Origin of the sequence: Pedobacter paludisoli (assembly GCF_052344095.1) — a bacterium.
In the GTDB taxonomy this organism is placed as follows: domain Bacteria; phylum Bacteroidota; class Bacteroidia; order Sphingobacteriales; family Sphingobacteriaceae; genus Pedobacter.
The window spans coordinates 1,337,889-1,362,458 of record NZ_CP179926.1 but is presented as its reverse complement, the minus strand read 5'-3'; the positions used below and the strand labels follow the sequence as shown (position 1 = coordinate 1,362,458).

Genomic DNA, 24,570 nt, shown 5'->3' with positions numbered 1-24,570 from the left:
AGAATTGCTGCAGCTTTTAAAATTTTCTTTGTGATTAAACTTTTTTAGGAGGAAGGTTGAAAGCTTGTGCCTCATGCTCGAAATTTCCTCTATGTGCACCATCGCAAAACGGTTTGTTTTGTGAAAGACCACAACGGCATAAACCCAATGCAGTTCTTCCTTCTAAACCATAAACCTCTCCGTTTTTATCCACGATTTCAAAATCACCCTCTATTTTTAATGAACCGTTACTGTTAATTGTAAGTTTTGTAGTTGCCATTTTTATGTGTTGTTTTTTGCAAATTTAAAGCGAATGATTGGATGTTACCCCATGGAATGCTAGTTTAGAAACATTCCTTTTAAATTAAGGTTGTGAGCCGGAAATGCAAGCCTTTGTGGAGTATGTTCGTAAAAAATGATTCGTATAGCACTATATTGCTTATGGAATATGAATAATTTCATCATCTATTTCATAAACCTATTAAATTTGATTTTCTAAATCGACATTATGAGACGTTCTCTTCCTTGGCTTTACGCTGCTTTCCTTTTAATTACGTTTATTGCACTACAAGAAAATGCATTTGCTCAAAACTTAAGTTTTCCTAAATATGATGAAATAACATCTATTGAAGTTAGTATAAAGGATAAGAAATTGCTTTTGGAAAACCAGAATCGTTTGATTCAATTAAAGGATGCAGCAAGGAAAGAAAAGGATGACGCATTTCAAGCACGATGCTATGCTAATTTAATTAAAATTGCTGATTTACGGACAGAAGATAGTCTATACTTTCGTAACAGTGCTTTTTTAGACACCTTGATACAAAGTAGAACAAGTTCTTCAGGTTTTAAAGCCATTGCCTATTTGTTGCGAGCGCAACGTTTGGTTAAGTTCGATATGCAGTATCGTAAATTTAATGCGGCTACAAATAGTACAGCAGTTAAAATGGTTGATTATGCAACCTTAAATAAAACTGACCGGCGAACCTTAGCGCTTGCAGATTTGGATTCGGCTTTCGCCGCGAAAGACATTAATTTTAATGGGAATGATTTAGTTTGGTTGTCATCTAATTCGGATGTGTTTTTGTTTTCTCCTACGTTTAAAGATATTGTTTTATCAGAAAGACTGAACTTGATGGCCATTTCTGATGTTTTTACCAATGGACAGCGGCTTACTCATCGATTTCCGCAGGAGATAAATGCGTGGATTGTTGCGCCTTCTAAAGTATTTCAAGACAACTTGGATAGTTTAGCACACAATGGTAAGGAAATTAATCAAGTGCTGTTGACTTATCGTAAATGGTTTTTAGCCAATAAATCGAATACCGGGAAATCTTTATTCATTGAATCGTTATGTCGAAAATACCTCTATGTACATTTGAATCAGGATACCACGCTAGAAAACAAGTATGCCACTTATTTAGAACGATGCCGCCAAACGAATTATCCTGAATTAAAGGCTCACGCAATTTATCAGCTTTGCTTAAAATGGAGTCAATTGGGAAATCAATATTTCAATGTGAACGATTATGCTAGTTATAAAGTATTAACATCTGTTGAGCCAAAATACCAATATTACCCCGTTAAAGTCTTGCAACTTTACGAACAAGAAAAGGCGCTTTTTCAGAAATATCCGGTTTTTGATAAAATCCTCGCCATAATAAAGAATGATATTGAAAATAAGGTGGTCCGGCTTGAATTGGAAGAAAAGTTTATACCTGAACGCGAAATTCCCTTTAAGGTATTTTACCGCAATGCGGATACGTTATATTATCGCATTATTCAAACGCATATGAATGAGCACTCGATAACTAAGGAAAAGTTGTGGTATGTGCCAATTGTTAAAGAAGGTGCCTTTAATTTGCCCTTACCGGCTGATGGCAATAAACATGCTACCTATTTAAAGTTATCGGCTTTGCCAATTGGTCATTATCTTTTACAATTTAGCTACAAACCACTTTCAGCAGAGAATGCCGATGTTTTTTCTGCGCCTTTGCAGATTACGCAACTAGCAGCAATTAATGCTGATGAGCGAATTTTTATCCTTGATCGTAAAAGCGGATTCCCAATTTCAGGCGCAAAGATTAAGGCCTTCCAAAATAACCGAGAGGTATTATTTGTAAAGGAACCAAAATTAGATAGCGCAGGCTCTTTTCTCTTGAATAAAGTTCAATACAAATCATTTTCAGTAAACAAAAATGGTCAAATACTAAAAAACAAAGGGGCCATTGATAGCCTCCTCATTTGTCTGAATCAAGATAGCTTGGGATATCGAATTCATACTAGCCAAGATTATAGCTTAAGCGACGATTATTACGATAAAGAAGAATACGATGGCGATAAAATGGAATATTATGAAGATCAGCTGAAGATGGAAATTTTTACAGATCGGAGTATTTATCGTCCTGGACAAAAAGTGCAGTTCAAAGTCATCTTCTTAACTAAAAATGGACAGACGGGCGAAACGATGTTGTTTACAAAGCATAACGTGGGAAATATCATTTTTAATAATCGTTTGAAAAAATGGTTAAAGGCTGGGAATGACGTACTTTCTTTGCTGAATCCATTCAATAAAATGGTCGATTCGATTGATATTAAAATTAATGAATTTGGAAGTTTTTCCGGAACGTTTCTCCTTCCTAAAACGGCCGCAACAGGCGAATGGAGGATAGAGGGCGAGGTTGAGACTAGTTATGCAAACAATGGAACATTTCGCCTAGAAGAATACAAACGGCCAAGCATTGATTTAAGTTTAGAGAAGCCCAAAAAGACACTTTTTCCTGGGCAAGACTTTGACCTAAAATTTAGGTTTCGTTCATTCAGTGGAGTAAATTTAGCAAATCGAAAGCTCATTGTAGAAATCAAACGGAGCGGATCGCTTCCAGATGAAAAAGGTTTTCCAAGAAACTACTTATCTGTCAATATACCTACTCAAACGGTATATACCAATGATAGTGGCGAAGCAACTTTAACCATAAAAGATGATGTTTTAAAAACCTATGTCTTGTCCGATTCGCTCTCATGGGGTTTTTACTATTCAATAGAGGCTGTGGCGATGGATGATAGCGGTGAAAGTGTTCGTTTAAGTGATCAAGTAAATGTTTCAAGTAGACCAATTCAAATCAATTATGACCTTGCTAAAGTGTACGATAAACAAAAAATTCCCGCATTGAAGATTCATACATCAACCGTTTTACAAGGCAAAATTGATACGAAAGTACAGATGAAACTTTATCGGGTGAATTATTATAACGGAACGGAAGAAAGTAGACATGAAGTAGATCAATGGTTTTATTCCAAGCAAGACTGGAACCGCTGGTTTCCGGAAAAAGCAGTGTTAGCGACTTTAAAAGAAACAAAAAAACTGATTTTTGATACGCTGGTAAACACGGCTAATGGTGGATTATTTAACCTGCCAAAATCAGTGTTAAGTACCGGTGTATACGAATTAGTTGCTACGGTGACAGAGCATGATAAAACCATAGGAAGAACTGCATCTTTATTCAATGTGTTTGACTCGCAGTCAAAAGAATTACCTGAAGAAGATATTGATTATTTGCCTGTTACTGCTTTACAAAAGGGAGAAACGGTAAAATGGATTACATCTTCTAAAACAGATAAAAATGTAATTTATCAGATTTTATATGTCGATAATAATGGTGTTACCAAGGTAGTGAACGACTATCAGGTGAAGTTTGAAAAGGCTGGTTATAATGAATGGAATTATACCGTTCCGGCCTATGGAGTGGAAAGACTCGTGATTTATCGAACTTTTATTCAGAATAATGAATTGTTTACGACTCAGAAAACGATCTACATTCTTGTTCCACCAAAAGATGAACTGGAGATTATTGTTGAAAAGTACAGGAAGATATTAGCGCCAGGTGCTTCAGCAACTTTCGAGTTGTCGGTAAAAACAAAGAATACGAATATTGCAGCAGAATTAATGACAAGCATGTACGATGCAAGTTTAGATAAATTGGAACCACACAAGTGGAATTTGCCCAATACTGCTGTACCGGTTCCATATTTGTATGCCAATTGGTTGAACAATTTAACGCGTACAAATAATTTAGGAAATAGATTCTTTGTTGCGAGATCGTTTTCATCTGATGAGGATAGGTATGAAAGTACTTTGGGTGAAGGAATTGCTTTAGATGATGCTTCCGGTTTGCAAGATGTTGTGTTAGGGTATGGCATCAACCTTCGGAGTACGCTCACGGGTGCTGTTGCGAGTATTTCTATCCGTGGGAACAATAGCTTACAAGATTACGCTCAACCGCTTATTATTTTAAATGGAGAAATTTATACGGGTGGGCTTTCTAGTCTTGATGCTAGTGCAATAAGTCAAGTAATGGTTTTAAAGGGAGCAGATGCGTCTGCGCTTTATGGTTCGCGGGCAGCAAGTGGTGTATTACTCATTAGTACCAATGGCCCCATCGTACTGCCAGGAATGCAAGACCCCGTTGTTAAAATACGGGAGAATTTTAATGAAACAGCCTTCTTTTATCCGCAAATACAAGCTGATAGACGAGGCTATTTTCGTTTTACTTTTACCATACCTGAAAGTGCAACTGAATGGAATTGGATGATGTTTGCACACAGCAAATCGGCAAAGTTCGCCTTGTTAGAGCGTAAAATACAAACGCAGTTAAACTTGATGGTGCAACCAAATATGCCTAGATTATTGTATCAGGGGGATCAAATAAAGTTGCAAAGTCGGATTTCTAATTTGGATACCGTGTTGGTAAAAGGGAATGCCAGTTGTAAAATTGAAGATGGCGTTACCGGAGCGGATATTACCGCATTGTTGCTTGAAAATAATCGACAAGAATTTAGCATTCAGAAGAAAAGTTCAGGCGCTGTTTTCTTTAATTTAAGGGTTCCTCAGGGACAATTAAATCCTTTGAAAATAGTTATTACAGCCAGAACAGGAAGCATTGCCGACGCAGAAGAACATATTATTCCCGTTTTATCTGCAAAAGTGCTGGTCAAGCAAAATCAACCTATTCAATTATCTTCATCTGAGAATCAAACCATTTCATCGGCATCATTGCCGACTGATGCGCAGCTCTATGGTGCGGCTTTGTCCATGCCACAAAAAGCGCAAGCATCCTTAGTATATGCATTGCCTTGGCTGGCCAACTATTCATTCAATTGTTCAGAACAGACTTTTAACAAATTAAAGGCAAATGCATTGAGCTTGAAATTAATGAAAACAGACACCTTGGCACAGCAGGCTTTTAAAAATATACAAACATCCAATTTGCAAGCCGAAACAGAAACAAATGCTATGCCCGATGAATGGGCAAAGGAAACCATGCCTTGGTTGAAGCTAAATGAATCAACAGCAAAGAAACAACATGAATTATATATGCTATTGGATACCATCCAAACAAAAGCAAACATAACGAAATATTTAAGTCGTTTGTATAAATTGCAGCAAGAGAATGGAGGCTTAGCTTGGTTTGATGGCGGCGAAAGCAATTCGTATATTACTTCGTATGTATTGGCGGGCTTTGGTCAACTTAAACGGATGGGATATCAAGTAGAAGCCAGTCAGAAAGAACAACAAAAGGGATTCATCAATCGATTGTATTCCTACCAAGTGGCGCATTTGAATAGCGCTACTCAAAATAATTTGGATAATTTATTTTCATGTTACGCCTTGTCTTATTGGTCAGCGGAATATCCAATTTCAGCAGCATTGAATGCCGATATCCTAACGGTTTTAAAGAAAGCAGGCGGTAGTTTAAATGAAATGAGCATTGGTTACCAAGCGTTGTTTTGTACTTCCGCTTTGCGTCTAACTCCCTCTGAAAGTCCCTTGCATCAGCAAGCCTATGCATTATTGAAAGACTTACGTCAATTAGCCATTGAAGATGATACACACGGTATTCGCTGGAAGGCTATTTCGAATGAGGAGGAAATGGACCGTGCGGCTGAAGAAAATATGGCCTTCATTTCAGAAGCTTTTGAGGAAAGTGGTCAATATGGAGACATCCAAAAGGGATTGGTGAAATGGTTGCTAACAGCCAAGGAAAATGAAAATTGGCAAACCACCAAAGCTACTGCTGCGGCCATTGATATGCTACAAAAAGTAGAAGGAACGGTTGTGGCTAAAAATAATGAAGTTATGGCAACTATTGCTGATAATAAACTACGTGTTTCTGATGGACTTTTAGAGGGTGTTCCGTTACAATTTATCCCAACGGAACAAAAACCAGCTACGATAACGTTGCAGGGCAAAGGGAAAGATGTACAAGGAAATTTAACCTGGTATTATTTTATAGAAACAACCAATTTAGAAAACTTCAATAAAGCCGTAAAATTGAAAAGGGAGCTGTATGTTTATGTAGAAGGGAAGGACTGGACGTTACTGCAACCGAATTCGCTAATCAAAAATGGTGATCGATTAAGGATGAAGATAACCATCGAAAGCTCAAAACCCCTAAAATTTGTGCATCTTTCCGAGCCACGGGCTGCGGCTTTCGAACCAGCTGAAAGTAATAGCGGTTATCAATTTGGTCAAAACCTACGGTATTATCAATCCGTTCGGGATACGGGATTGGATATCTTTTTTGAGGACATCCCAAGGGGGATTTCGGAGCTTACTTACGAACTTATTGCCGCGCATGAAGGTGTTTTTAGATATGGTCCAAGTAAATTAAGCTGTATGTACCAACCAGCGGTTACAGCTTATAGTAACAGTTTTATCGTTCAAACAAAATAAGTGTTAAGGAATGTGTGGGAACCGCAGGTGGGATATACAATTCTAAATCTTTATTGCTAAATTTAAATTGAATTCAAATATGTATCCTGATGAATGCTGAAATAAGTGCCTATAATCAAAAACAGTCTGCTGCAGATGAGCTGATTTGTAATCAATTAGCCCATTGGATAGATGCCGGTTTAAGCCAGGCTGTATCTAAAATTTGGCATGCGCATCCCGTTTGGTTTTTAGATGGAAACCCAATTGTAGGCTATAGTAAGCAAAAAGCCGGCATTCGCTTGATGTTTTGGAGTGGAATGGATTTTAACGAGCCCGAACTAGTTGTTTTGGGTAAGAAATTTAAGGACGCATCAATTTTTTATACCGATTTTTCAGCCTTGGATAAAGATTTCATAGACAGATGTTTGCAAAAATCGGCCGAAATACAATGGGATTATAAAAATATTGTCAAGCGAAAAGGGCAATTGGAAAGATTAAAATAATCAATACTTTAGAAAAAAGACATGACCACCACACCTGAACATGACGCGAAATTCGCTAAAATTACATTCTCTTCTGTGTATCCGCATTATGTTACGAAAGTGGAGAAAAAGGGGAGAACTATCGCTGAATTGCATCAAGTAATTGAATGGCTAACCGGTTTTGATGAAAAGAAATTGCAAGAGTTGATTGACCGAAAAGTAACCTTTGAAACCTTTTTTCAAGAAGCTAACTTAAATCCCAATGCGCATTTAATTACCGGTGTTATTTGCGGGTACCGCATTGAAGACATTACCACGCCTTTAACTAAACAAGCGCGGTATTTAGATAAATTAATCGATGAGTTAGCAAAAGGGCGAAAAATGGAAAAAATTTTACGCAAAGAAGTGTAAGTGTTTGTGACTTTTTTGAATCAAAAAACAATTTAATTTAATCTTCATATCCTTATTTAAATGTTTAAGAAAATAGGTTTTGTACTCGCAATGGCAGCTTGTACGTATGTCGGGAAAGCGCAAGAAAAACGCCTTTTTACAGAAACGACCCAACAAAAAATAGACCGCATGTCTTGGTGGACAAACGACCGTTTTGGCATGTTTATCCATTGGGGTTTATATTCTTTGCCTGCCCGTCATGAATGGGTTAAAAATGCTGAACGCCTAACCAACGAGCAATATCAACCGTATTTTGATAATTTCAATCCTGATTTGTACAACCCACGTGAATGGGCCAGGAAAGCGAAAGCTGCAGGCATGAAATACGCCGTTTTAACCACCAAACACCATGAAGGTTTTTGTTTATTCGATTCAAAATACACTGACTATAAATCGACCAATACCAAATATGGAAAAGATTTAGTTCAGGAATGGTTAGCAGCTTTTCGTGCAGAGGGTATAAAAGTTGGATTTTATTATTCACTAATCGATTGGCATCATCCGGATTTCACGATTGACAAGATGCACCCACAGCGTTTAATTAAGCAAACCAACGAAGGTTATGCAAAGTTGAATGAGGGCAAGGATTGGAATAGATACAAAAAGTACTTACACGACCAAATAAAGGAATTGATGCAGAATTACGGAAAAATTGATATTCTTTGGCTCGATTTTTCTTATCCAGGTGAGTTTGGGAAAGGAAAAGACGATTGGGGTTCCATTGATTTGTTAAAAATGGTTCGGAAGCTTCAACCGGGTATTTTGGTTGATAACCGACTTGATTTAGCTGAATATGTGGATGGGCAGGATTTTATTACTCCGGAACAATCTAAACCCGATAAGCTGCCCATGGGTACAGACGCCATGCCTTTCGAAACGTGTCAAACCTTTTCGGGCTCATGGGGTTACCATCGCGATGAAAATTCATGGAAATCGAATTATGACTTGCTGAATTTATTAATTACTTCGGTAAGTAAGAATGGAAACTTGTTGCTAAATGTAGGACCAACCGCCCGTGGTATTTTCGATTATCGAGCAGATAGAGCGCTGGATAGTTTGGGGATTTGGATGTCGGTAAATAGTCGTTCCATTTACGGATGTAAGAATGCTCCGGACTCTTTTAAAATGCCAGAAAACACCCGTTTAACTTATAATCCAAATACGAAGAAATTATACATTCACCTCATGCAATATCCAAGCAACGGCCGTTTGGTTTTGCCAGGTTATAAAGGAAAAGTAAGTTACATGCAGTTTTTACACGATGCATCAGAAATTAGGGAAGATAAAAAAGAAGCATCGTCAGGAGCGGATTTGATAATTCTTGTTCCCGAGCATAAACCAACTATTCAAATTCCAGTCATTGAAGTAACGCTGAAAGATTAATAGAAATAACGGTTTGGCGGTGATTGTCGTTCAAAAAAAGAGAGAGCATTTTAACTTGCTCTCTCTTTTTTTGTTCTTTATTTTTTTGGGTGAACATCTTTCACACATCTGAAACCTAAGTGTTCCTGTCCCGAATCGTAAGCTGTTGCCATACGGGAGTCGGGGCGATAGTTGCTGCAATATTGATCGCTGCATAAAAAAGAACCTCCTTTTACCACGTGTTTAGGCACTAAGGGCTCATCTGGGTCATAACTCTTAGATGGTCCTTTCGGGTTGTAACACATGCCAGAATTAGAAGCTAATTTATTTTGAACATGCGTATCGGTTCGGTACCAATCATTGGTCCATTCCCAAACGTTTCCAATCATATCGTATAAACCAAAACCGTTAGCGGGATAGCTTTTAGCCGGAGCGGCACCTTCGTAACCATCTAATTTGGTATTATCTTTTGGGAATATCCCTTGAAAATAATTGGCTAAATATTTCCCTTCTGGAGTCAAATTATCGCCCCAGGCATATTTGTGATTCGGTTTTCCACCACGACTGGCATATTCCCATTCAGCTTCTGTAGGTAAGCGTTTTCCAGCCCATTTACAATAGGCCATAGCATCATCATACGCAATTTGAACAACTGGATAATCGTCTTTACCTTCAATAGAACTTTCTGGTCCGTTCGGGTGTTTCCAGTCAGCGCCGGTTTTCCAAGTCCACCATTGTGAAATGTCGTACAAATTGGCAATATCCTTTTGCGGGTCAAAAATTAAAGCGCCTGGAAGTAATTTCGAAGCATCAGGCTTTGGTACTCCGGGAGGCAGTTGTTTTTTAATTTCTTCCCAATCAATAGGACGTTCTGCAACGGTTACATAGTTTGTTTCTTTCACAAATTGTGCAAATTGCTTATTGGTAACTTCCGTTTGATCCATGTAGAAACTATCTAACTCCACACCATAGGCGTTTATGTTATTGGCTCCATTTGGGTCGTTTGATTCGCCCATAGTGAACGTTCCACCCGGAATTAAGACCATTCCTTCCGGTGCATTATGATTCGCTTCGGCAGAATCAGCTTCTTTCGATTTACATTGAAACAGGAATACAGCAAGTAATAGGAATGGGATGTTCTTTTTTAAATTCATTTAAACTTATTTTTTTTGTGGATAAATAGATTTCCAATCTTTTTTCATGTCAACAACCAACCAACCATATTTTGGAGCATCATCCAAGCCTTTTGCTAAAGTGCCAATGTGCGATTCACGGTCGTAAGCCACTTCGCGCGCATCATCGGTATGATGAATATATACACCTAAACGTGGATATCCCTTGCCGGTTGTTGTCCATTGCAACATTTCATAGTCACCATCGGAATTACCAAAAGCAATAATAGGTCTTTTTCCAATATTTTGGTATATCCCAACTGGTTTTTCTGCTTTATCATCGTAAAAATTTAAATCAGGCACTTTCGTAATTTGAGGGTTACCATCTTTATCTACGCTATAAGTAGCCTTGAGCGAGCTTCCAATAATTTGCTCAGTTGGGATTCCATAAGCTTCAGGAGCCCAAGCACGCATAAAATCAACACCACCACCCGAAACGATGAAGGTTTTGTACTTGTTTTCTCTTAAATAGCTTAGCACATCCAACATCGGTTGAAAAATCATTTCGTTGTAGTGTAAACCTGTTTTTGGATGCGTGGCTGTGCTCATCCAGGTTTTTACAGATTTTTCAAAATCTTCAGCAGAAATATTACTATGCGTGGCAGCAACCAAAGCCATTAAAGCAGGTTTTCCTCCAGATAGCACTTTTTTCAAATCACCTTCAATTACCGATTTAAACGGTTCTTTGGTTTTCCATTCGGGATGATTTACCGACATTTCTTTCACGCGGTCGAGCATAAAGGCCAATTGAAAATACATCGGCTGCTCGCTCCAAAGCGTTCCATCGTTGTCAAAAACAGCAATGCGGTCTGCCTCTGGAACAAAATCTTTACTTCCTTCGGTAGTGGTTTTTTTAATGAAATTCATGATGGTATCTTTTGCAGCACCATCGTTCCAGGAACCTAGTGGGGTTTCTGAAGCTTTAGCTACGGTTGTTTCTGTATTTGTTGTCGTACTTTCCGTTGTTTTCGTTTGATTGTTGCATGAAGTTATTACACTCGCCAAAAGTGCAGAACCCATTAAAAGAGAAAATCGTTTTTTCATAGTTAATCTTATTATTAATGAATAGTATGCTTTTTAAACTCTTAAAGTTACAGAATTAATTAAAGGGCGATGATTGGCAGTTTTTTTACTTTGTTGCATCTTTTTGATAATGCGTTTCATTTTTTGTAACATATTGATTGATGCTTCTTTAATAAGGTGCTTAATTCTTTTAAGATACTTTTTAATTCAGGGGCTTATAGGCATCATGCGATTAAGATTATTGGTTTGGTTTTATAATTGGTATTATTGAAAATGGATTTATTTGGTAAGGGTATAGACAAAACAAAAAATTATTTACCCAAAGATGGTACCGTGAATTATTACGGGAAGGTATTTAATCGCGCAGATGCGGATTTCTATTTAAATAAATTATTAGATACCATTGAATGGCGAAATGATGAAGCATTTATCTTGGGAAAAAGAATTGTTACCAAACGAAAAGTGGCTTGGTATGGAGATAAAGCTTTTGAATATACCTATTCGAATACGACCAAATATGCGTTACCCTGGACACAAGAATTGCAGGAATTAAAAGCTGCAATTGAAAAAGAAACAGGAGAATCTTTTAATTCGTGTTTATTAAATTTATATCACAGTGGGGAAGAAGGGATGGCTTGGCACAGTGATGGTGAAAAAGATTTAAAGAAAAATGGAGCCATTGCTTCCCTTAGTTTTGGTGCGGAACGGAAGTTTGCCTTTAAACATAAAGAATCTAAAGAAAAGGTGGAAATGATTCTGGAACATGGCAGTTTGATGGTGATGAAAGATACCACGCAGCAATTCTGGTTGCATCGGCTTCCGCCCACTAAAATGCATAAAAAATTGCGCGTAAATCTTACGTTTAGAACCATCGAAGAATAAAAAGATAATTCATGTCGCATGGCGTGCTCAAAAAGAGTTTTAATGTTTTTTGTATGAAAGTCAAAAATAAGCGTTAATTTCAGTGCAAGATATACAGACTATAAAATCATCTATATAAACACTAAAATGACACCATCACAAAATTTATCCGAGCTAAGCAACGAACAATTATTAGCGAAACATAAAAGTATCAAAACCGAGAAAGTAATGGATGCAGGGCTAATTGGTTTCACGGTTGGTATTTTTGGCTATGCCCTGTACACGAGTGGTTTTGGTTGGTTTACTTTTTTTCCGCTCATCATTACTTATTTTTTTGTGCAAAGCACGAAAAATAAAAAATTGCTCGAAGCAGAAGTGATAAAGGAATTGAATAGTAGAGGGTTAAGCGTGTAATTACGCATGCTAAAACTGATTCAAAAGAACCTTTTCGAAAATCACTGAATAGGAACCTGGCGATTTTATACACATAGTGCTGCGGACATTTTTAGCTACGCTATAAGTACATTACACATTACCTAACACGTACATGTTTTCCATGGTTGGGGTAGGGCTACCTCCCTTTTTCTCTAGGGTAATGGCAAAAGCTTGTGCAGATTTAACGGCTGTCATTTTTTGTACTTCCGTAGCGATGTCCTGATTAAATACGCCAAGGCTCACCGGTTTTCCATCGACTATGGCCCACAATTGATATTGTAAGTCTTTTGGTGCTTTTGGCAGATTTTCCAAGGCTAAATACACTTCATTGGATTGCTTTCCGAAATAGACTGTTGCCTTCATGTCAGGATGTTTTTCAACGCCAAGTAAGGGCACCACATTCATGGTTCCGTTGCGCACTAAATCCCATTTGCTTTTTAGGTTCTGATATGCTAATGCATTGTTTTGGTTGCGTTTCGCTAAATCTGCCAACTGTGTTTCAGCCTCTTTTTGACGGTTGCTGAAATAAACATTTAAGCCAATACTTGCTACCAATAGCACACTCGCAGCAACAGCATACCATTTTACGTTCGATTTTTGGCTGTTTATGCTTGTAGAAGGATAAAGTGGAGTTGTTTTTGCTTCCTCCACAATTGCCTTATCAGTTAAAACTACTGGTTCTTCTTCTTCTGATAATTTGGCCCATATCGATTCTTTAAGCGCTGCCGGAGGGGCAATAGCCTGACTGGAAGCAAAATCTTCTAGGGTTTGCTGCGCATCGAAAATGGCCTGCGTAACCTCAGGACTGTGTTTTTGTACACATTCTAAGATACGCACTTCCTCATCAGAAGCAAGTCCCATCACATAGGCTTCGATAATGCCAGACGATATGTATTCTTTAATATCCAATTTTAACTGTAATCTTTTAACAAACTCTTTAGTTCTATCAATGCATTGCGCGTTCTTGTTTTCACTGTACCTAAAGGCATATCGAGCTTTTCGGCTATTTCTTGCTGGGTATATCCCTTAAAATAGGCGAGGTCGATTAACTCCCTCCATTCGTGTTTCAATTGCAACAGTACTTCTTTCATTCCGATATGGTCTATATTCGGGGCGATTGCATGATCTTTGCTATTGTATACGGATTCCGGGATACTTTGGTTTTTTTGTTCATTTTGAAAACCTTTCGAGCGGAGATAATCAATGGCGGTATTTCTAGCCAAATTAATCATCCACGTGTACAGACGTCCTTTTGTAGGGTCAAATTGAACGATGTTCTTCCAGATTTTCACAAAAACATCCTGTAGCACTTCATCGGCATGCTCTTTCTCGGATACCATTCTTTTGATAATACCATAAATAGCCGGCGCATAGTTATCGTACAGATAACTAAATCCGTTCTGATCCCTTTTTAGGAGGAGGGAAACGATTTCGTGTTCGGCTAACGTTGGCTGGTTCTTCAAGGTTGATAGCAATAAGACAAAAATATAAAATTAAATGAGCCTTGCAATTTAATTCTGATTTAAATCTCAGCGCATGATAGCTGATAAACAGTAAATACTTGAAAAAGTTTAGCAGAACGTGATGATTTTTTCTAATGCTGGGTGAATGTGTTCAATCGATGGCTCAGTATATTTTACGAATTCTATTTGTTTATATTTTAGGTAGATAGCGGTTGTTATTAAAAAAATATTTAAAAAGAAAAACCAAAGGCAGAATCCTACCCGTAAGTGTAGCTATTAAATCAAAAGAAAATTTAACCATAAAATTAAAATCATGAAAAAGTTAACCAGTATGTTCGCCATGGGCGTATTTTCAATCACTGTATTATTCAGCAGTGCAGCCTTCGCACAATCAAGCAAGGAAAAAACAGTAATGGTAGGTGGCGCACCGATGTATCCTAGTAAAAACATTGTAGAAAACGCCGTTAATTCAAAGGACCACACAACCTTAGTCGCAGCAGTTAAGGCCGCAGGATTAGTAGAAACCCTTTCATCGAAAGGTCCGTTTACGGTACTTGCACCAACCAATGCCGCTTTTGATAAACTACCAAAGGGTACGGTGGAAACTTTAGTGAAACCTGAAAATAAAGCGATGCTAACCAAAATTTTAACCTACCATGTTTTGGCTGGTAACTACAGTGCAAAAGCAATCTGGGAGGCTGTTAAAAAAGGTAATGGAAAAGCAGTAATGAAAACCGTTCAGGGAGAGAATGTAACTTTTTGGACAAAAGGAAAAGACTTATATGTAAGAGATGCCAAAGGTAAGGATGCTAAAGTGACCATTGCGGATGTAAACCAATCGAATGGTGTCATCCACGTAATTGATGCAGTTCTAATGCCTTAGTTTTTATTTGATGTAGATTTTTTATGGAAGCCTCGCGAGTCGGGGCTTCTTTTTTTTGTCTGTTTCTTTCCGATTTTTTCATCGGCCTATGCTCACAGAAATAAACTTTTGCAAATAATGCTCTTTTCTAAATCCAAAAATGTAAGGCCTCTCGTAAGTGCCAGTAATCAACCTTTTTAATTCAAACCCTTAAAACCAATGTTATGGATCCTTTAAATGAGAACCAAGTCCTTACATCTTCTGAGCCAACAGGCATCCTGCAAGCCAGGTTGCAACGTAGGACATTTCTACAATATGCTGGCGCAGGCGCAGCAGTAATGGCCCTAGTGGCCGCAGGGTGTAAAAAAGACAATACTCCCGACATGTCCTTCGGCACAACCCTAGATTTCAAAGACGATTTTGGCGTACTGAACTATGCTTATGCTTTGGAACAATTGGAAGCTGCATTTTATATCAAGGTAGCTTCGGCACCACCTTCGAGTTTTAGCCAAGCGCAGGTAACCTATTTTAAAGACGTACAATTTCATGAAATAGCACACCGCGAGTTCTTTAAAAAAGTATTGGGTACAGCTGCCATTGGTAGCTTAGAAGTAGATTTTTCTTCTATTAATTTCAGCGATGGTGCGAGTGTGCTCGCCACGGCAAAAGCTTTTGAAGATCTTGGTGTGGCTGCCTATAATGGCGCAGGAGTGCGCTTAAAAACGGATGCCTATTTAGTAGCCGCAGGACAAATTGTATCGGTAGAAGCGAGGCATGCTGCTTGGGTACGCGATCAGATTAGCAACGGAAGTTTTGCCGATTTGGCAAGTCTGACCGCTTCGGGAGCCAGTGTCTCAGGTGGACTAGATGCGGCATTAACGCCTGATAAAGTATTGGCCGTGGCTAGTAAATATATCAAAACCAAAATCAACATCATCAACCTTTAAACCCAGCAATCATGAATATTTTAAGCATTTTAGATGAAATAGAAAAAGTTGATGGCGAGATTTATGAACGCATCAACCCGAGAAGAAAAGCCATGCAGGATTTCTTTCATATCGGAAAAAAACTGTCCTTGGCGGCTATGCCATTGGCACTTGGTTCTTTATTTAACAAAGCGTATGGACAAACGACCCCCTCGGCAGTAAATGAGGTGTTAAACTTTGCCCTGACCTTGGAATACCTGGAATACCATTTTTATAATCATGCCTTACTTGCAGCGCCTGGGTTGATACCTGCTGGTGCGCCAACAGCTGCGATTACAACCATCAGGGACCATGAAAAAGCACATGTGGATCTTTTAAAAGGTGCGCTGGGTACTGCGGCTAGAACACCACTAGAATATGCTAATTTTGATTTTACTGCAGGAGGAACCTTTAGTGCAGTGTATACCGATTATCCAACCTTCTTAAAAGTAGCTACTGCTTTTGAGGATACCGGTGTAAGAGCTTATAAAGGCCAGGCACCGGTGTTAAAGGGGAATGCAGTACTTACCACAGCTTTACAGATACATTCGGTAGAGGCACGACATGCTTCACACATCCGTCAGATGTTGGCTGCAAACGGTGCTACGGGCCTAAAACCATGGATTAGCTTGGGTGCTGGAGGTGTTTCGAACGATACGGGTATTGCAGCGGTAGATCCGGTGTATGTTCGCGAAAATACTACCGTGCAGGCTTCGTATGAAATAACCGGGATTAATGGCTCGGCGGTAACCAAAGCAGCAGCAGCCGAATCTTTTGATGAGTTTTTAACAAAGGCTGAAGTGACTGCAATTGCTAATCTTTTCCTAAAGACAGGCTTCAAGCTTTAAACTTTCTTTTTAAGTAGTTTTTTGTATATCCCTTATTGTCAAAATGATAGTAAGGGATTTTTGTTGGGTAATATTTCTCCAGACTAAGTTAAGTATCTAAATTAGTGTTATTTTATATTGATTGGGTTTGCTTTCATCGAATACTCGTTTACTCTTTTTGGTATTAAAATTGTGACTTTAACATTTCAAGGCTAAAAAAGATTCTTAAAATTCCCTACATTCAAATAGATTCATAATTATAGTGCGTAAATAAAATCAAAAAATGACAAACGGATTTAAAATCATTGGAATTTCAACAAGAACTACGAATAAAGACAACCAAGCGCAAAAAGATTTAGAGCAGCTTTGGGGAAAATTTTATACAGAAAACACAGTAGAAAAAGTGCTCAATAAAAGTTCAAAGGAAATTTTTTCAATTTATACAGATTATGAAACCGACTACACAGGAGGGTATACAGCGATCATAGGTGTTCCTGTCTCAACGTTGGATGAAATTCCAAACGGATTAATAGGAAGAGAATTTCAGCCTGATAATTTTCGAAAGTTTATCGCCAAAGGAAAAATGCCGGATGCAGTTGTGGAAACTTGGATTAACATCTGGAAAAACGACAAAGAACTGAACAGAAAATATACCTACGACTTTGAAGTTTACGGAGAAAAATCGCAAAAAGAAGAAAGCTCGGAAGTTGAAATTTATATTGCAATGAAATAGGGAAATCTATTAGGAAGCTTATTGTATTCTATTATGTGATAAGCAAAAATCGTCTTTGCAGTCATAAACGAGTGAACGAAGCACTGGAGAACTCGATGATAAAATTCCAATTGTAAAATGACAATATATAAAAGATTGGTATAAGACTTACGACCCTAATGATTGGAATATTTTTTATAGGGGTTCAGTTTTTACTTATCAAGGTGAAAGATTTACCCCTATAATCAGTGATATCGGATTGTACTCTTTTATGTTATGATTACCGACATTACTTACAAGACTAATTTTAGTATGTATAAGGAAGAGAAAAATAGTGCTGAAAACCCCGCCTTCGGCAAGTTATAAAACAGTATAAATAATGTAAAGAAATAGATAGATATAACGGTATAACTATCAGAATGTAATCATTCAAAAAAGTGACTAATAAATCAGTATGAATTTAGAAATCAGCTTCAATTACAGTATATGGATATTTATTGCATCCGTAGTTTTACTTTGGTTTTTTAGTAACAAACTTTCAAGCGTTGTCAACTTTATAGATGATGCGTTCAATTTAGGTAGCTCATTCGGAGGCACAATTATTCTGTCTGTCGTTACTAATTTGCCCGAAATTGCCATAACAGTTAACGGTGCAATTAAAGGTGATGTAGACTTGGCAGTTGGAAACTTGTTAGGAGGAATTGTAATTCAATCCATGCTTTTAGTGCTTTTTGATTTTGCTTCACGAAAAGAACAAAAACCACTTAGCACATTGGTCAGCAACAATGCAAGTATCGTTCAAGGGCTCTTTTTAATCATCATACTAACCTTCGTGATCCTAGGAAAACAACTAAACGAATCGGACATGTTTTTCAGAAGCACCGTACCAGAATTATTAATTGTTTTTTCTTGGATTACGAGCATTGTTCTTTTGAGGAAACTACAGGATAAGAAAGATGTCAAAGCAGAGAAATCATCAGAAATTCAAAAACCGTATACCCGAAAATCGGCAATTTTATGGTTGGGTTCAATATCTGTAATTGTATTGATTTTTGGTGTTTTATTAGAAACAACAGGCGATATAATTGCCACACATTATAACATTAACGGAATTATATTTGGTGCCACTGTCTTGGCCTTGGTTACTTCGTTACCAGAAATTTCTGGCGGATTGGCATTCGTTAAAGCAAAAACATATCAACCCATCATAAGCGATATATTTGGAGGAAACGCATTTTTACCCGTCTTATTTCTAATGGCAACCCTTATAACCAACGATAGCATATTGCCCAAAGCTCACAATATGGATATTTATCTAACCTCTGTATCCATTATTATTACGTTAATTTACGTCATCGGAATGGTGTTGAAATTGCCATCAAGAAAAAAAGGATTGGGCATTGATTCGTGGGTTGTTTTAATCGTTTATCTATTTTCGGTTATCGGAATGATAGCAATACAGAACTAAAGAAATCTGCGAGCCATTACTGTTATTTTAAATTATGCTTATCCAAATAATAATATGAATCAATTCTCATTAGAAAATAAACTGTTAACGTTTAAAGTAGCAAAATCTTCAATTTTTGTACGGATTATTCTTTTCATCGTGACGTTTCTATGCTTCGCGCTTCCGCTTTTCGGAATTGTCCTGAATGTTGTTGAAGGAAATGGACTAAATTTTATAAGTGTTTTAGTATTAGGCGTATTTTCATTGATTGGGTTTTATATGTTGCGCATTAGTTTATGGAATAACTTTGGCGAAGAAATCATTCATTTTAATGATAATCAAATAGAATATTTTGCAGATTATCGCTGGTTTAAAGATGGAATAAAAACGCTTGATAATGATTCAATTACTTATTCAATAAAATCAGTTGGTTATGAAGAGGATAACAATGGAGTTCTTGTAATTTCGAATGGAAAATCAGAAATTGAATCAGTTGTGGAAATTCAACATGAAAAGCTTGAAAATCTTATTAAATTATTACAAAATGGCGGTTAAATGTGGTTTTAGTGCTATGCTGTTTTTCGTGTAAGGCGAAAGGAGATTTTCTCTAATTCCTTTTGCCCAGCTTTTATTCCATTTATCTCGTTTTAATTTAATTGATTATTAAAAAATAAATATCTTAGATACATCTTTCAAAAAAGAAAGTAGCACAACTAAAGAAGTAAACCCTATTAAAAAAAACATGACATCTAAATTAAAACGCAACATTCTGAAAAAGCAATTGTTGATAGCTTTATTAGCTATAAGTGCTATAACTAAAGCGCAAAACAAGACGGAGTCTAAAGAGACGGAAAGTCAAAAAAACATGACCGAATTTTCTAAAGCAAAACGACATAGTCTTAGTCTCGATGTACTTGCTGCGCTTATCGACCCTGCCTTTAACCCAAGGTATGAATACGTACTCAATAAATACAGTGCTATTGGTGCAGATTTAAATATTAGTTTTAATAATACAAAGGAATCGGAAATCTATGATAAATTTTCATTTTCGCCCTATTATCGCCAATACTTTTTCTCGAAAGAAGACTATGGTGCGAAAGGTTTTTATGGAGAAGGTTTTTTAAAGTTTTATACGTATGAAACAACCAACAGTTTCTACAATGGAAATGTTATAAGTTCAAATACCAATACCTATTTTGAAACAGCGATAGGGGTAGGTATAGGCTGGAAATGGGTGAGTAATTCTGGATTCCTTATTGATTTAAATGGTGGCTTCGGTCGTAACCTTGGTTTTTCAACTGATATAGATAAGCAAGATTTTACCGGGAAATTCGGTCTAAATTTTGGGTGGCAATTTTAAAACTATCAACTGAAGCTTAATGATGTCGACAACAGTTCTTATCGATTGGTATAAAATGATGCCCAATACCAAGAGCAGAAAGAATTTAAATCATAAAAGTACATGTCAAAAAGTAGATTAATAGAAATGAACAACGTTGGTATCGTTGTAGAAAACCTTGATAAAGCAATTTCATTTTTCTCAGAGATTGGGCTAATACTGGAAGGACGAACAATGGTTGAAGGTGAATGGGCTGGACAAGTAACCGGACTTGGAAATCAGTCAGTCGAAATTGCGATGATGGTGACACCAGATGGGCATAGCCGACTCGAACTTTCAAAATTTTTAATGCCTAAGACAATTTCGGACCATAGGACGGCACCCGTTAATTCACTCGGTTATCTCCGGGTTATGTTCAGAGTTGATAACCTTGACGAACTGTTAACCCGACTTAAAAAGCAAGATATTGAAATCGTAGGAGAGGTCGTAAACTATGAGAACATTTATAAACTCTGTTACATCCGTGGGGTAGAAGGACTTCTTGTTGGCTTAGCAGAACAAATTAGTAATAAAACTACGGCAGATATTTTAGAGAATTAAGGGGAATCATTTTAGTATATTACGGGATTTCATAAATTCAAAGTTCGGTTGTTAAATAGAAGCAAACATTTTTTAAGGATGCTTGCGCGCCAAATGCGAAACAAAACAATATTGATTTAAAGTAAAAATGGCTTTCAGAATCGTTCTGAAAACCATTTTTTGTACCCCGGAAGGGATTCGAACCCCTGACCCACGGTTTAGAAAACCGTTGCTCTATCCAACTGAGCTACCGAGGCCCGTTTTTTAATTTCTGCAAATATAGAAGTTCTAAGCAATAAGCGGAAATATATTTTAAAGAATTTCACAATCTCTCTTCAACTGCTTCTTTATGAAAGAAATAAAATGTTTTTTAAGAAAAATGATTTGAGCATCAAAATCCTCCAGCGAAACAGCAAATGCCCTTATTGCAGGTACTCTAAAAGAAATCTCATCATTATGTTGATTTATTATTTGATTAATTTAAAATTAAATTTAGATTTGTCTAAAAATAAATTTAGACAAATCATTCAATGAAAAATATCCCTTTTTTTTTATGCTTTATGCTCGGCATTTCGTCCGCTTATTCTCAAAATGTAAGCCTGTGGGGGAGGGTTACGGCTAATTTAAAAGCACTTGAAGATATCACGGTTCAAATAACGTCGTTGAAAAAAAGCACAAAAAGCGATTCAGTTGGTGTTTTTGTTTTTGAGCAGCTACCAGAGGGAGTTTACGAATTAAAATTTTCGGGCGTTGGTTATCAGTCTCTGAAAAAAGAGTGTCGTTTTAAAGCAGGAGAAAACCAAATGGAGGTCAGGATGCAAGCCATCGAATCGAATTTAGAAGATGTAATCATCACCGGTGTCAATCGGGCTACTGAATTACGGAAAAGTCCGGTTCCGATAGCGGTTTTAAGCAAAAGAACAATGGATCAGAATGTGAATACCAATTTAATCGAAGCTATTGTGAAGGGAATTCCTGGTTTAACGGCCGTTACCACAGGGCCGAATGTGTCCAAGCCTTTCATTCGCGGACTGGGCTACAACAGAGTTCTGACCTTGTATGATGGACTGCGTCAGGAAGGACAACAGTGGGGCGATGAGCATGGGATCGAGGTCGATGAATACGACATTAGTCGCGTAGAAGTAGTAAAAGGACCAGCCAGTTTAACATATGGTTCGGATGCCTTGGCAGGCGTGTTGAATTTAATACCGCTAAACCATCCATTGGAAAACAATAGGTTGGAAGGAGATTTTACGACGAATTATCAAAGTAACAATGGCTTAGTGGGAAGCTCTTTTGGGTTGAGTTATCGACATGCCGATTGGCAATATCATGTTCGGGCAAGTGGAAAAGTGGCGCATAATTATGAAAATAAAATTGATGGTAGGGTGTATGGAACTGCTTTTCGGGAATACAATTTTTCAGGTTCCGCACGCGTAGATAAAAAGTGGGGGTATTCAAAAACAGCTGTGACCTATTACAATAATTTAATGGAAATACCGGATGGAAGTCGCGATTCGCTTAGCAGAAGATTCACCAAGCAAGTGCTAGATGAGCTAGACGACATTAAAAATCGTCCTTTTGTGCCTGAAAACGAATTAAGCCAATATACCATTCAAGCCTTGCATCAGCATATACAGCACAGTCGGTTATACAATCAAAGTCAAATTAAATTAGGAGGGAGCGATTTAACGGTGCTTTTGGGCGTTCAACAAAGTGTCCGTCGCGAATACAACCACCCAACGGTTCCAAGTCAAGCGGGTTTATACGTGGTTTTGAATACGGCTAATTACGATATAAAATATAATCTTCCTGTTTTTGCAGGTTTTGAAAGTACATTCGGCCTAAATGGGATGTATCAAAGCAATCGAAGCAAAGATGCGACTGATTTTCCAATTCCGGATTACAATTTATGGGATATTGGAGCTTTTTATTACGTAAAGAAAAGCATGGGTAAACTAGATTTGTCGACGGGTATTCGCTACGATAAACGAGCCATTCAATGGGATGATTTTTATGTTGGTACAAATCCGGAAACTGGATTTGGACAAGAATCAACAGCTAATGATCTCACAGCAAATCATCAGTTTACGCAATTTCGTAAAAATTATTATGGTTTGTCGGGAAGTTTCGGGTTAACATATAATTTCTCCAAAAAACTGGTCTTGAAGGCCAATATAGCCAGAGGCTACCGTGCACCAAATATTACGGAAATAGGTTCGAACGGTTTGGATCCGGGGGCACACATTGTGTATCTGGGTAATCGAAACTTTAAACCAGAGTTTAATTGGCAAGAAGATTTGGGCTTAATTGCCTATTTGAAAGAGTTTGATTTGAGTGTAGAAGTGTTTAATAATTCCATTCAAAATTATATTTACCAATCGCGATTAACGGATGAAAATGGAAATCCTGTGGTGGTGGTGCCTGGCAACTTAACGTTTCAGTATCAACAAGCAAAAGCGCGTTTGTATGGGGCAGAAATTACAGCAAACTGGCATCCATCTGAGGCATCGTGGTTAAATTTTAACAACAGTTTGGCTTATGTAGTGGGGCTAAATAAAAATGAAATAATGCTGGCTCAATACGGTGCTGCTGCAAAATATTTGCCTTTTGTGCCCCCTTTGCAAGCTCGTTCAGAAATAAAGTTGATGGGACATGCCTTCGGGAAAAATATAGATAAACCCTATGTTAAAATCGATGCACTGTTTTCGGCAGATCAAGATAAATTCTATGCGCTCGACAATACAGAGACCTTTACAGCTGGTTACATTTTGCTGAATGCGGGTATCGGTTTTTCTATAAAAAGAAAGAAAGAAAAGGTTTTTGCGGAGATTTTTGCGCAGTGTGATAACGTATTGAATAAAGCATACCAATCGCATTTAAACCGCTTAAAATATTTCGAATATTACGAAGTATCGCCTAATAATCGGTACGGTATTTACAACATGGGAAGAAATTTTAGTTTTAAAGTAAGAGTACCTTTTTAATGCAGACAATTTATTATCTTTAAAAATGGAAGATACGGAATCGATAAGTGAACAACGATTAAACTTTTTGCGGCAGTCAATCAATCAAACCATTATTAATTCACCATCTCCTTACATGAATTGGTTGGCTCCAGTTTTATTGAAAGCGGAAAGGGGCGTGTTAACATGTAAATACACCATTCGTCATGAAATGACAAATCCATTTCGGATATTACACGGAGGTATTACAGCGGGGATTATCGATGATTTAATTGGTGCAACGGTTTTTACGCTTGGTTTAAACGATCGGTTTACGACGGTTAGCAATTACATCGATTATTTTGCGCCTGCAGAAGAAGGGGATGAAATTGTTGCTGAAACAGCCATTGTGAAACGCGGGAAAACCATCTTAAACCTGCAATGTGAGGTGTTTTTACCGAAGAAAAATAGATTGATAGCAAAAGGATATTCCAATATGCTTAATATTGGCTCCTAACCATTCCAGTCAGAATAACGAGTTTTAGTAATTTGTTTACATCTAGTAAACACAGAGATTATAGTTTAATAGTATTTTACAGCAAAAATTATCCGCTATGTTAGAGAACTACTTAAGTCTGCAATTTAATGTTCGAGGAAAAATCTTTAATGGATTTTGCATGCAAATTAACGATGATTTTCATGAAACGTATGCCGTTTTATTGGATGGGTATCGCTCATTTTGTGTTTGGTTAGATAAAACCAGCAATAAATGGCATACTTCTAAGCATGCGTTAATCGAGTCAGAAGCGATTAATGAAATCATTCATCGTATTTCCAAAGCCTAATTTTTTTAATTTCTTTTTTTGCTGATTTTTTACATGCTATTTGTAGTAAAATGAAGGCTATTTTTTGGCTTTTTTTGCATGTGAGGAAGATCTTTATCGCTGTTGCTTTCCTT

Annotated in this window: 22 protein-coding genes and 1 tRNA gene; 17 read left to right on the top strand and 6 right to left on the bottom strand. The window is 37.4% G+C overall.

Annotation, left to right across the window (positions count from 1 at the left end):
• Window positions 1-34: 34 nt before the first annotated feature.
• The gene (locus ACJVDK_RS05400) at window positions 35-259 is read right to left on the bottom strand and encodes a CDGSH iron-sulfur domain-containing protein (protein ID WP_443939268.1); all 225 of its coding nucleotides are present in this window, start codon (window positions 257-259) and stop codon (window positions 35-37) included.
• A gap of 228 nt (window positions 260-487) precedes the next feature.
• Between ACJVDK_RS05400 and ACJVDK_RS05395 the strand changes: the two genes are divergently transcribed.
• The 4 genes from ACJVDK_RS05395 to ACJVDK_RS05380 all read left to right on the top strand — a co-directional run bounded on the left by ACJVDK_RS05395 (window position 488) and on the right by ACJVDK_RS05380 (window position 9,003).
• On the top strand, window positions 488-6,709 hold the full coding sequence (locus ACJVDK_RS05395) for an MG2 domain-containing protein (protein WP_443939267.1): 6,222 nt from the start codon (window positions 488-490) through the stop codon (window positions 6,707-6,709).
• An 89-nt stretch (window positions 6,710-6,798) separates the two neighbouring features.
• Window positions 6,799-7,191, top strand: a complete 393-nt coding sequence (locus tag ACJVDK_RS05390; RefSeq protein ID WP_443939266.1) for a DUF1801 domain-containing protein — start codon at window positions 6,799-6,801, stop codon at window positions 7,189-7,191.
• 21 nt (window positions 7,192-7,212) lie between these two features.
• A complete protein-coding gene (locus ACJVDK_RS05385) occupies window positions 7,213-7,581 on the top strand; it encodes a DUF2200 domain-containing protein (protein WP_443939265.1) in 369 nt (122 codons plus the stop codon).
• Between the two features lie 60 nt (window positions 7,582-7,641).
• Entirely contained in the window at window positions 7,642-9,003 is a 1,362-nt protein-coding gene (locus tag ACJVDK_RS05380; protein WP_443939264.1) for an alpha-L-fucosidase, read from the top strand.
• A 77-nt stretch (window positions 9,004-9,080) separates the two neighbouring features.
• Here the strand turns inward: ACJVDK_RS05380 and ACJVDK_RS05375 are convergent, their stop codons facing one another.
• Complete coding sequence (locus tag ACJVDK_RS05375; protein ID WP_443939263.1) at window positions 9,081-10,136, bottom strand: formylglycine-generating enzyme family protein; 1,056 nt, start codon at window positions 10,134-10,136, stop codon at window positions 9,081-9,083.
• 6 nt (window positions 10,137-10,142) lie between these two features.
• Complete coding sequence (locus ACJVDK_RS05370; RefSeq protein ID WP_443939262.1) at window positions 10,143-11,198, bottom strand: HAD family hydrolase; 1,056 nt, start codon at window positions 11,196-11,198, stop codon at window positions 10,143-10,145.
• A gap of 252 nt (window positions 11,199-11,450) precedes the next feature.
• On the opposite strand from ACJVDK_RS05370, the gene ACJVDK_RS05365 reads away from it, so the two are divergent.
• Both ACJVDK_RS05365 and ACJVDK_RS05360 read left to right on the top strand, forming a co-directional pair.
• Window positions 11,451-12,059: an alpha-ketoglutarate-dependent dioxygenase AlkB family protein gene (locus ACJVDK_RS05365; RefSeq protein WP_443939261.1), complete on the top strand. Its 609-nt coding sequence runs from the start codon at window positions 11,451-11,453 to the stop codon at window positions 12,057-12,059.
• 126 nt (window positions 12,060-12,185) lie between these two features.
• On the top strand, window positions 12,186-12,452 hold the full coding sequence (locus tag ACJVDK_RS05360; protein WP_443939260.1) for a hypothetical protein: 267 nt from the start codon (window positions 12,186-12,188) through the stop codon (window positions 12,450-12,452).
• Between the two features lie 111 nt (window positions 12,453-12,563).
• Here the strand turns inward: ACJVDK_RS05360 and ACJVDK_RS05355 are convergent, their stop codons facing one another.
• Both ACJVDK_RS05355 and ACJVDK_RS05350 read right to left on the bottom strand, forming a co-directional pair.
• Window positions 12,564-13,382 carry an anti-sigma factor gene (locus ACJVDK_RS05355; protein ID WP_443939259.1) on the bottom strand — a complete coding sequence of 273 codons (819 nt, stop codon included), beginning with the start codon at window positions 13,380-13,382 and terminating at the stop codon, window positions 12,564-12,566.
• A gap of 2 nt (window positions 13,383-13,384) precedes the next feature.
• Complete coding sequence (locus ACJVDK_RS05350; RefSeq protein ID WP_443939258.1) at window positions 13,385-13,936, bottom strand: RNA polymerase sigma factor; 552 nt, start codon at window positions 13,934-13,936, stop codon at window positions 13,385-13,387.
• 313 nt (window positions 13,937-14,249) lie between these two features.
• Here ACJVDK_RS05350 and ACJVDK_RS05345 point away from each other — a divergent pair, with 313 nt between their 5' ends.
• From ACJVDK_RS05345 to ACJVDK_RS05310, 8 genes are all read left to right on the top strand, one after another.
• Window positions 14,250-14,819, top strand: coding sequence for a fasciclin domain-containing protein (locus ACJVDK_RS05345; protein WP_443939257.1), 570 nt, complete (start codon window positions 14,250-14,252; stop codon window positions 14,817-14,819).
• A gap of 203 nt (window positions 14,820-15,022) precedes the next feature.
• Window positions 15,023-15,745, top strand: a complete 723-nt coding sequence (locus ACJVDK_RS05340; RefSeq protein WP_443939256.1) for a ferritin-like domain-containing protein — start codon at window positions 15,023-15,025, stop codon at window positions 15,743-15,745.
• 11 nt (window positions 15,746-15,756) lie between these two features.
• Complete coding sequence (locus tag ACJVDK_RS05335; RefSeq protein WP_443939255.1) at window positions 15,757-16,611, top strand: ferritin-like domain-containing protein; 855 nt, start codon at window positions 15,757-15,759, stop codon at window positions 16,609-16,611.
• A 262-nt stretch (window positions 16,612-16,873) separates the two neighbouring features.
• Window positions 16,874-17,323: a GyrI-like domain-containing protein gene (locus tag ACJVDK_RS05330; RefSeq protein WP_443939254.1), complete on the top strand. Its 450-nt coding sequence runs from the start codon at window positions 16,874-16,876 to the stop codon at window positions 17,321-17,323.
• A 433-nt stretch (window positions 17,324-17,756) separates the two neighbouring features.
• Window positions 17,757-18,770 (top strand): sodium:calcium antiporter, encoded by a 1,014-nt coding sequence (locus tag ACJVDK_RS05325; protein WP_443939253.1) that lies wholly within the window; start codon window positions 17,757-17,759, stop codon window positions 18,768-18,770.
• A gap of 54 nt (window positions 18,771-18,824) precedes the next feature.
• A complete protein-coding gene (locus tag ACJVDK_RS05320; protein WP_443939252.1) occupies window positions 18,825-19,304 on the top strand; it encodes a hypothetical protein in 480 nt (159 codons plus the stop codon).
• A 187-nt stretch (window positions 19,305-19,491) separates the two neighbouring features.
• A complete protein-coding gene (locus ACJVDK_RS05315) occupies window positions 19,492-20,109 on the top strand; it encodes a hypothetical protein (RefSeq protein WP_443939251.1) in 618 nt (205 codons plus the stop codon).
• A 102-nt stretch (window positions 20,110-20,211) separates the two neighbouring features.
• Window positions 20,212-20,688, top strand: a complete 477-nt coding sequence (locus ACJVDK_RS05310; RefSeq protein WP_443939250.1) for a VOC family protein — start codon at window positions 20,212-20,214, stop codon at window positions 20,686-20,688.
• A gap of 162 nt (window positions 20,689-20,850) precedes the next feature.
• Here the strand turns inward: ACJVDK_RS05310 and ACJVDK_RS05305 are convergent.
• Window positions 20,851-20,924: transfer RNA gene (locus ACJVDK_RS05305), tRNA-Arg, on the bottom strand.
• Between the two features lie 273 nt (window positions 20,925-21,197).
• Here ACJVDK_RS05305 and ACJVDK_RS05300 point away from each other — a divergent pair.
• The 3 genes from ACJVDK_RS05300 to ACJVDK_RS05290 all read left to right on the top strand — a co-directional run bounded on the left by ACJVDK_RS05300 (window position 21,198) and on the right by ACJVDK_RS05290 (window position 24,457).
• Window positions 21,198-23,654: a TonB-dependent receptor gene (locus tag ACJVDK_RS05300; RefSeq protein WP_443939249.1), complete on the top strand. Its 2,457-nt coding sequence runs from the start codon at window positions 21,198-21,200 to the stop codon at window positions 23,652-23,654.
• Window positions 23,655-23,679: 25 nt separating this feature from the next.
• Window positions 23,680-24,129 (top strand): PaaI family thioesterase, encoded by a 450-nt coding sequence (locus ACJVDK_RS05295; protein ID WP_443939248.1) that lies wholly within the window; start codon window positions 23,680-23,682, stop codon window positions 24,127-24,129.
• A 97-nt stretch (window positions 24,130-24,226) separates the two neighbouring features.
• Window positions 24,227-24,457: a hypothetical protein gene (locus ACJVDK_RS05290; protein WP_443939247.1), complete on the top strand. Its 231-nt coding sequence runs from the start codon at window positions 24,227-24,229 to the stop codon at window positions 24,455-24,457.
• Window positions 24,458-24,570 lie beyond the last annotated feature (113 nt).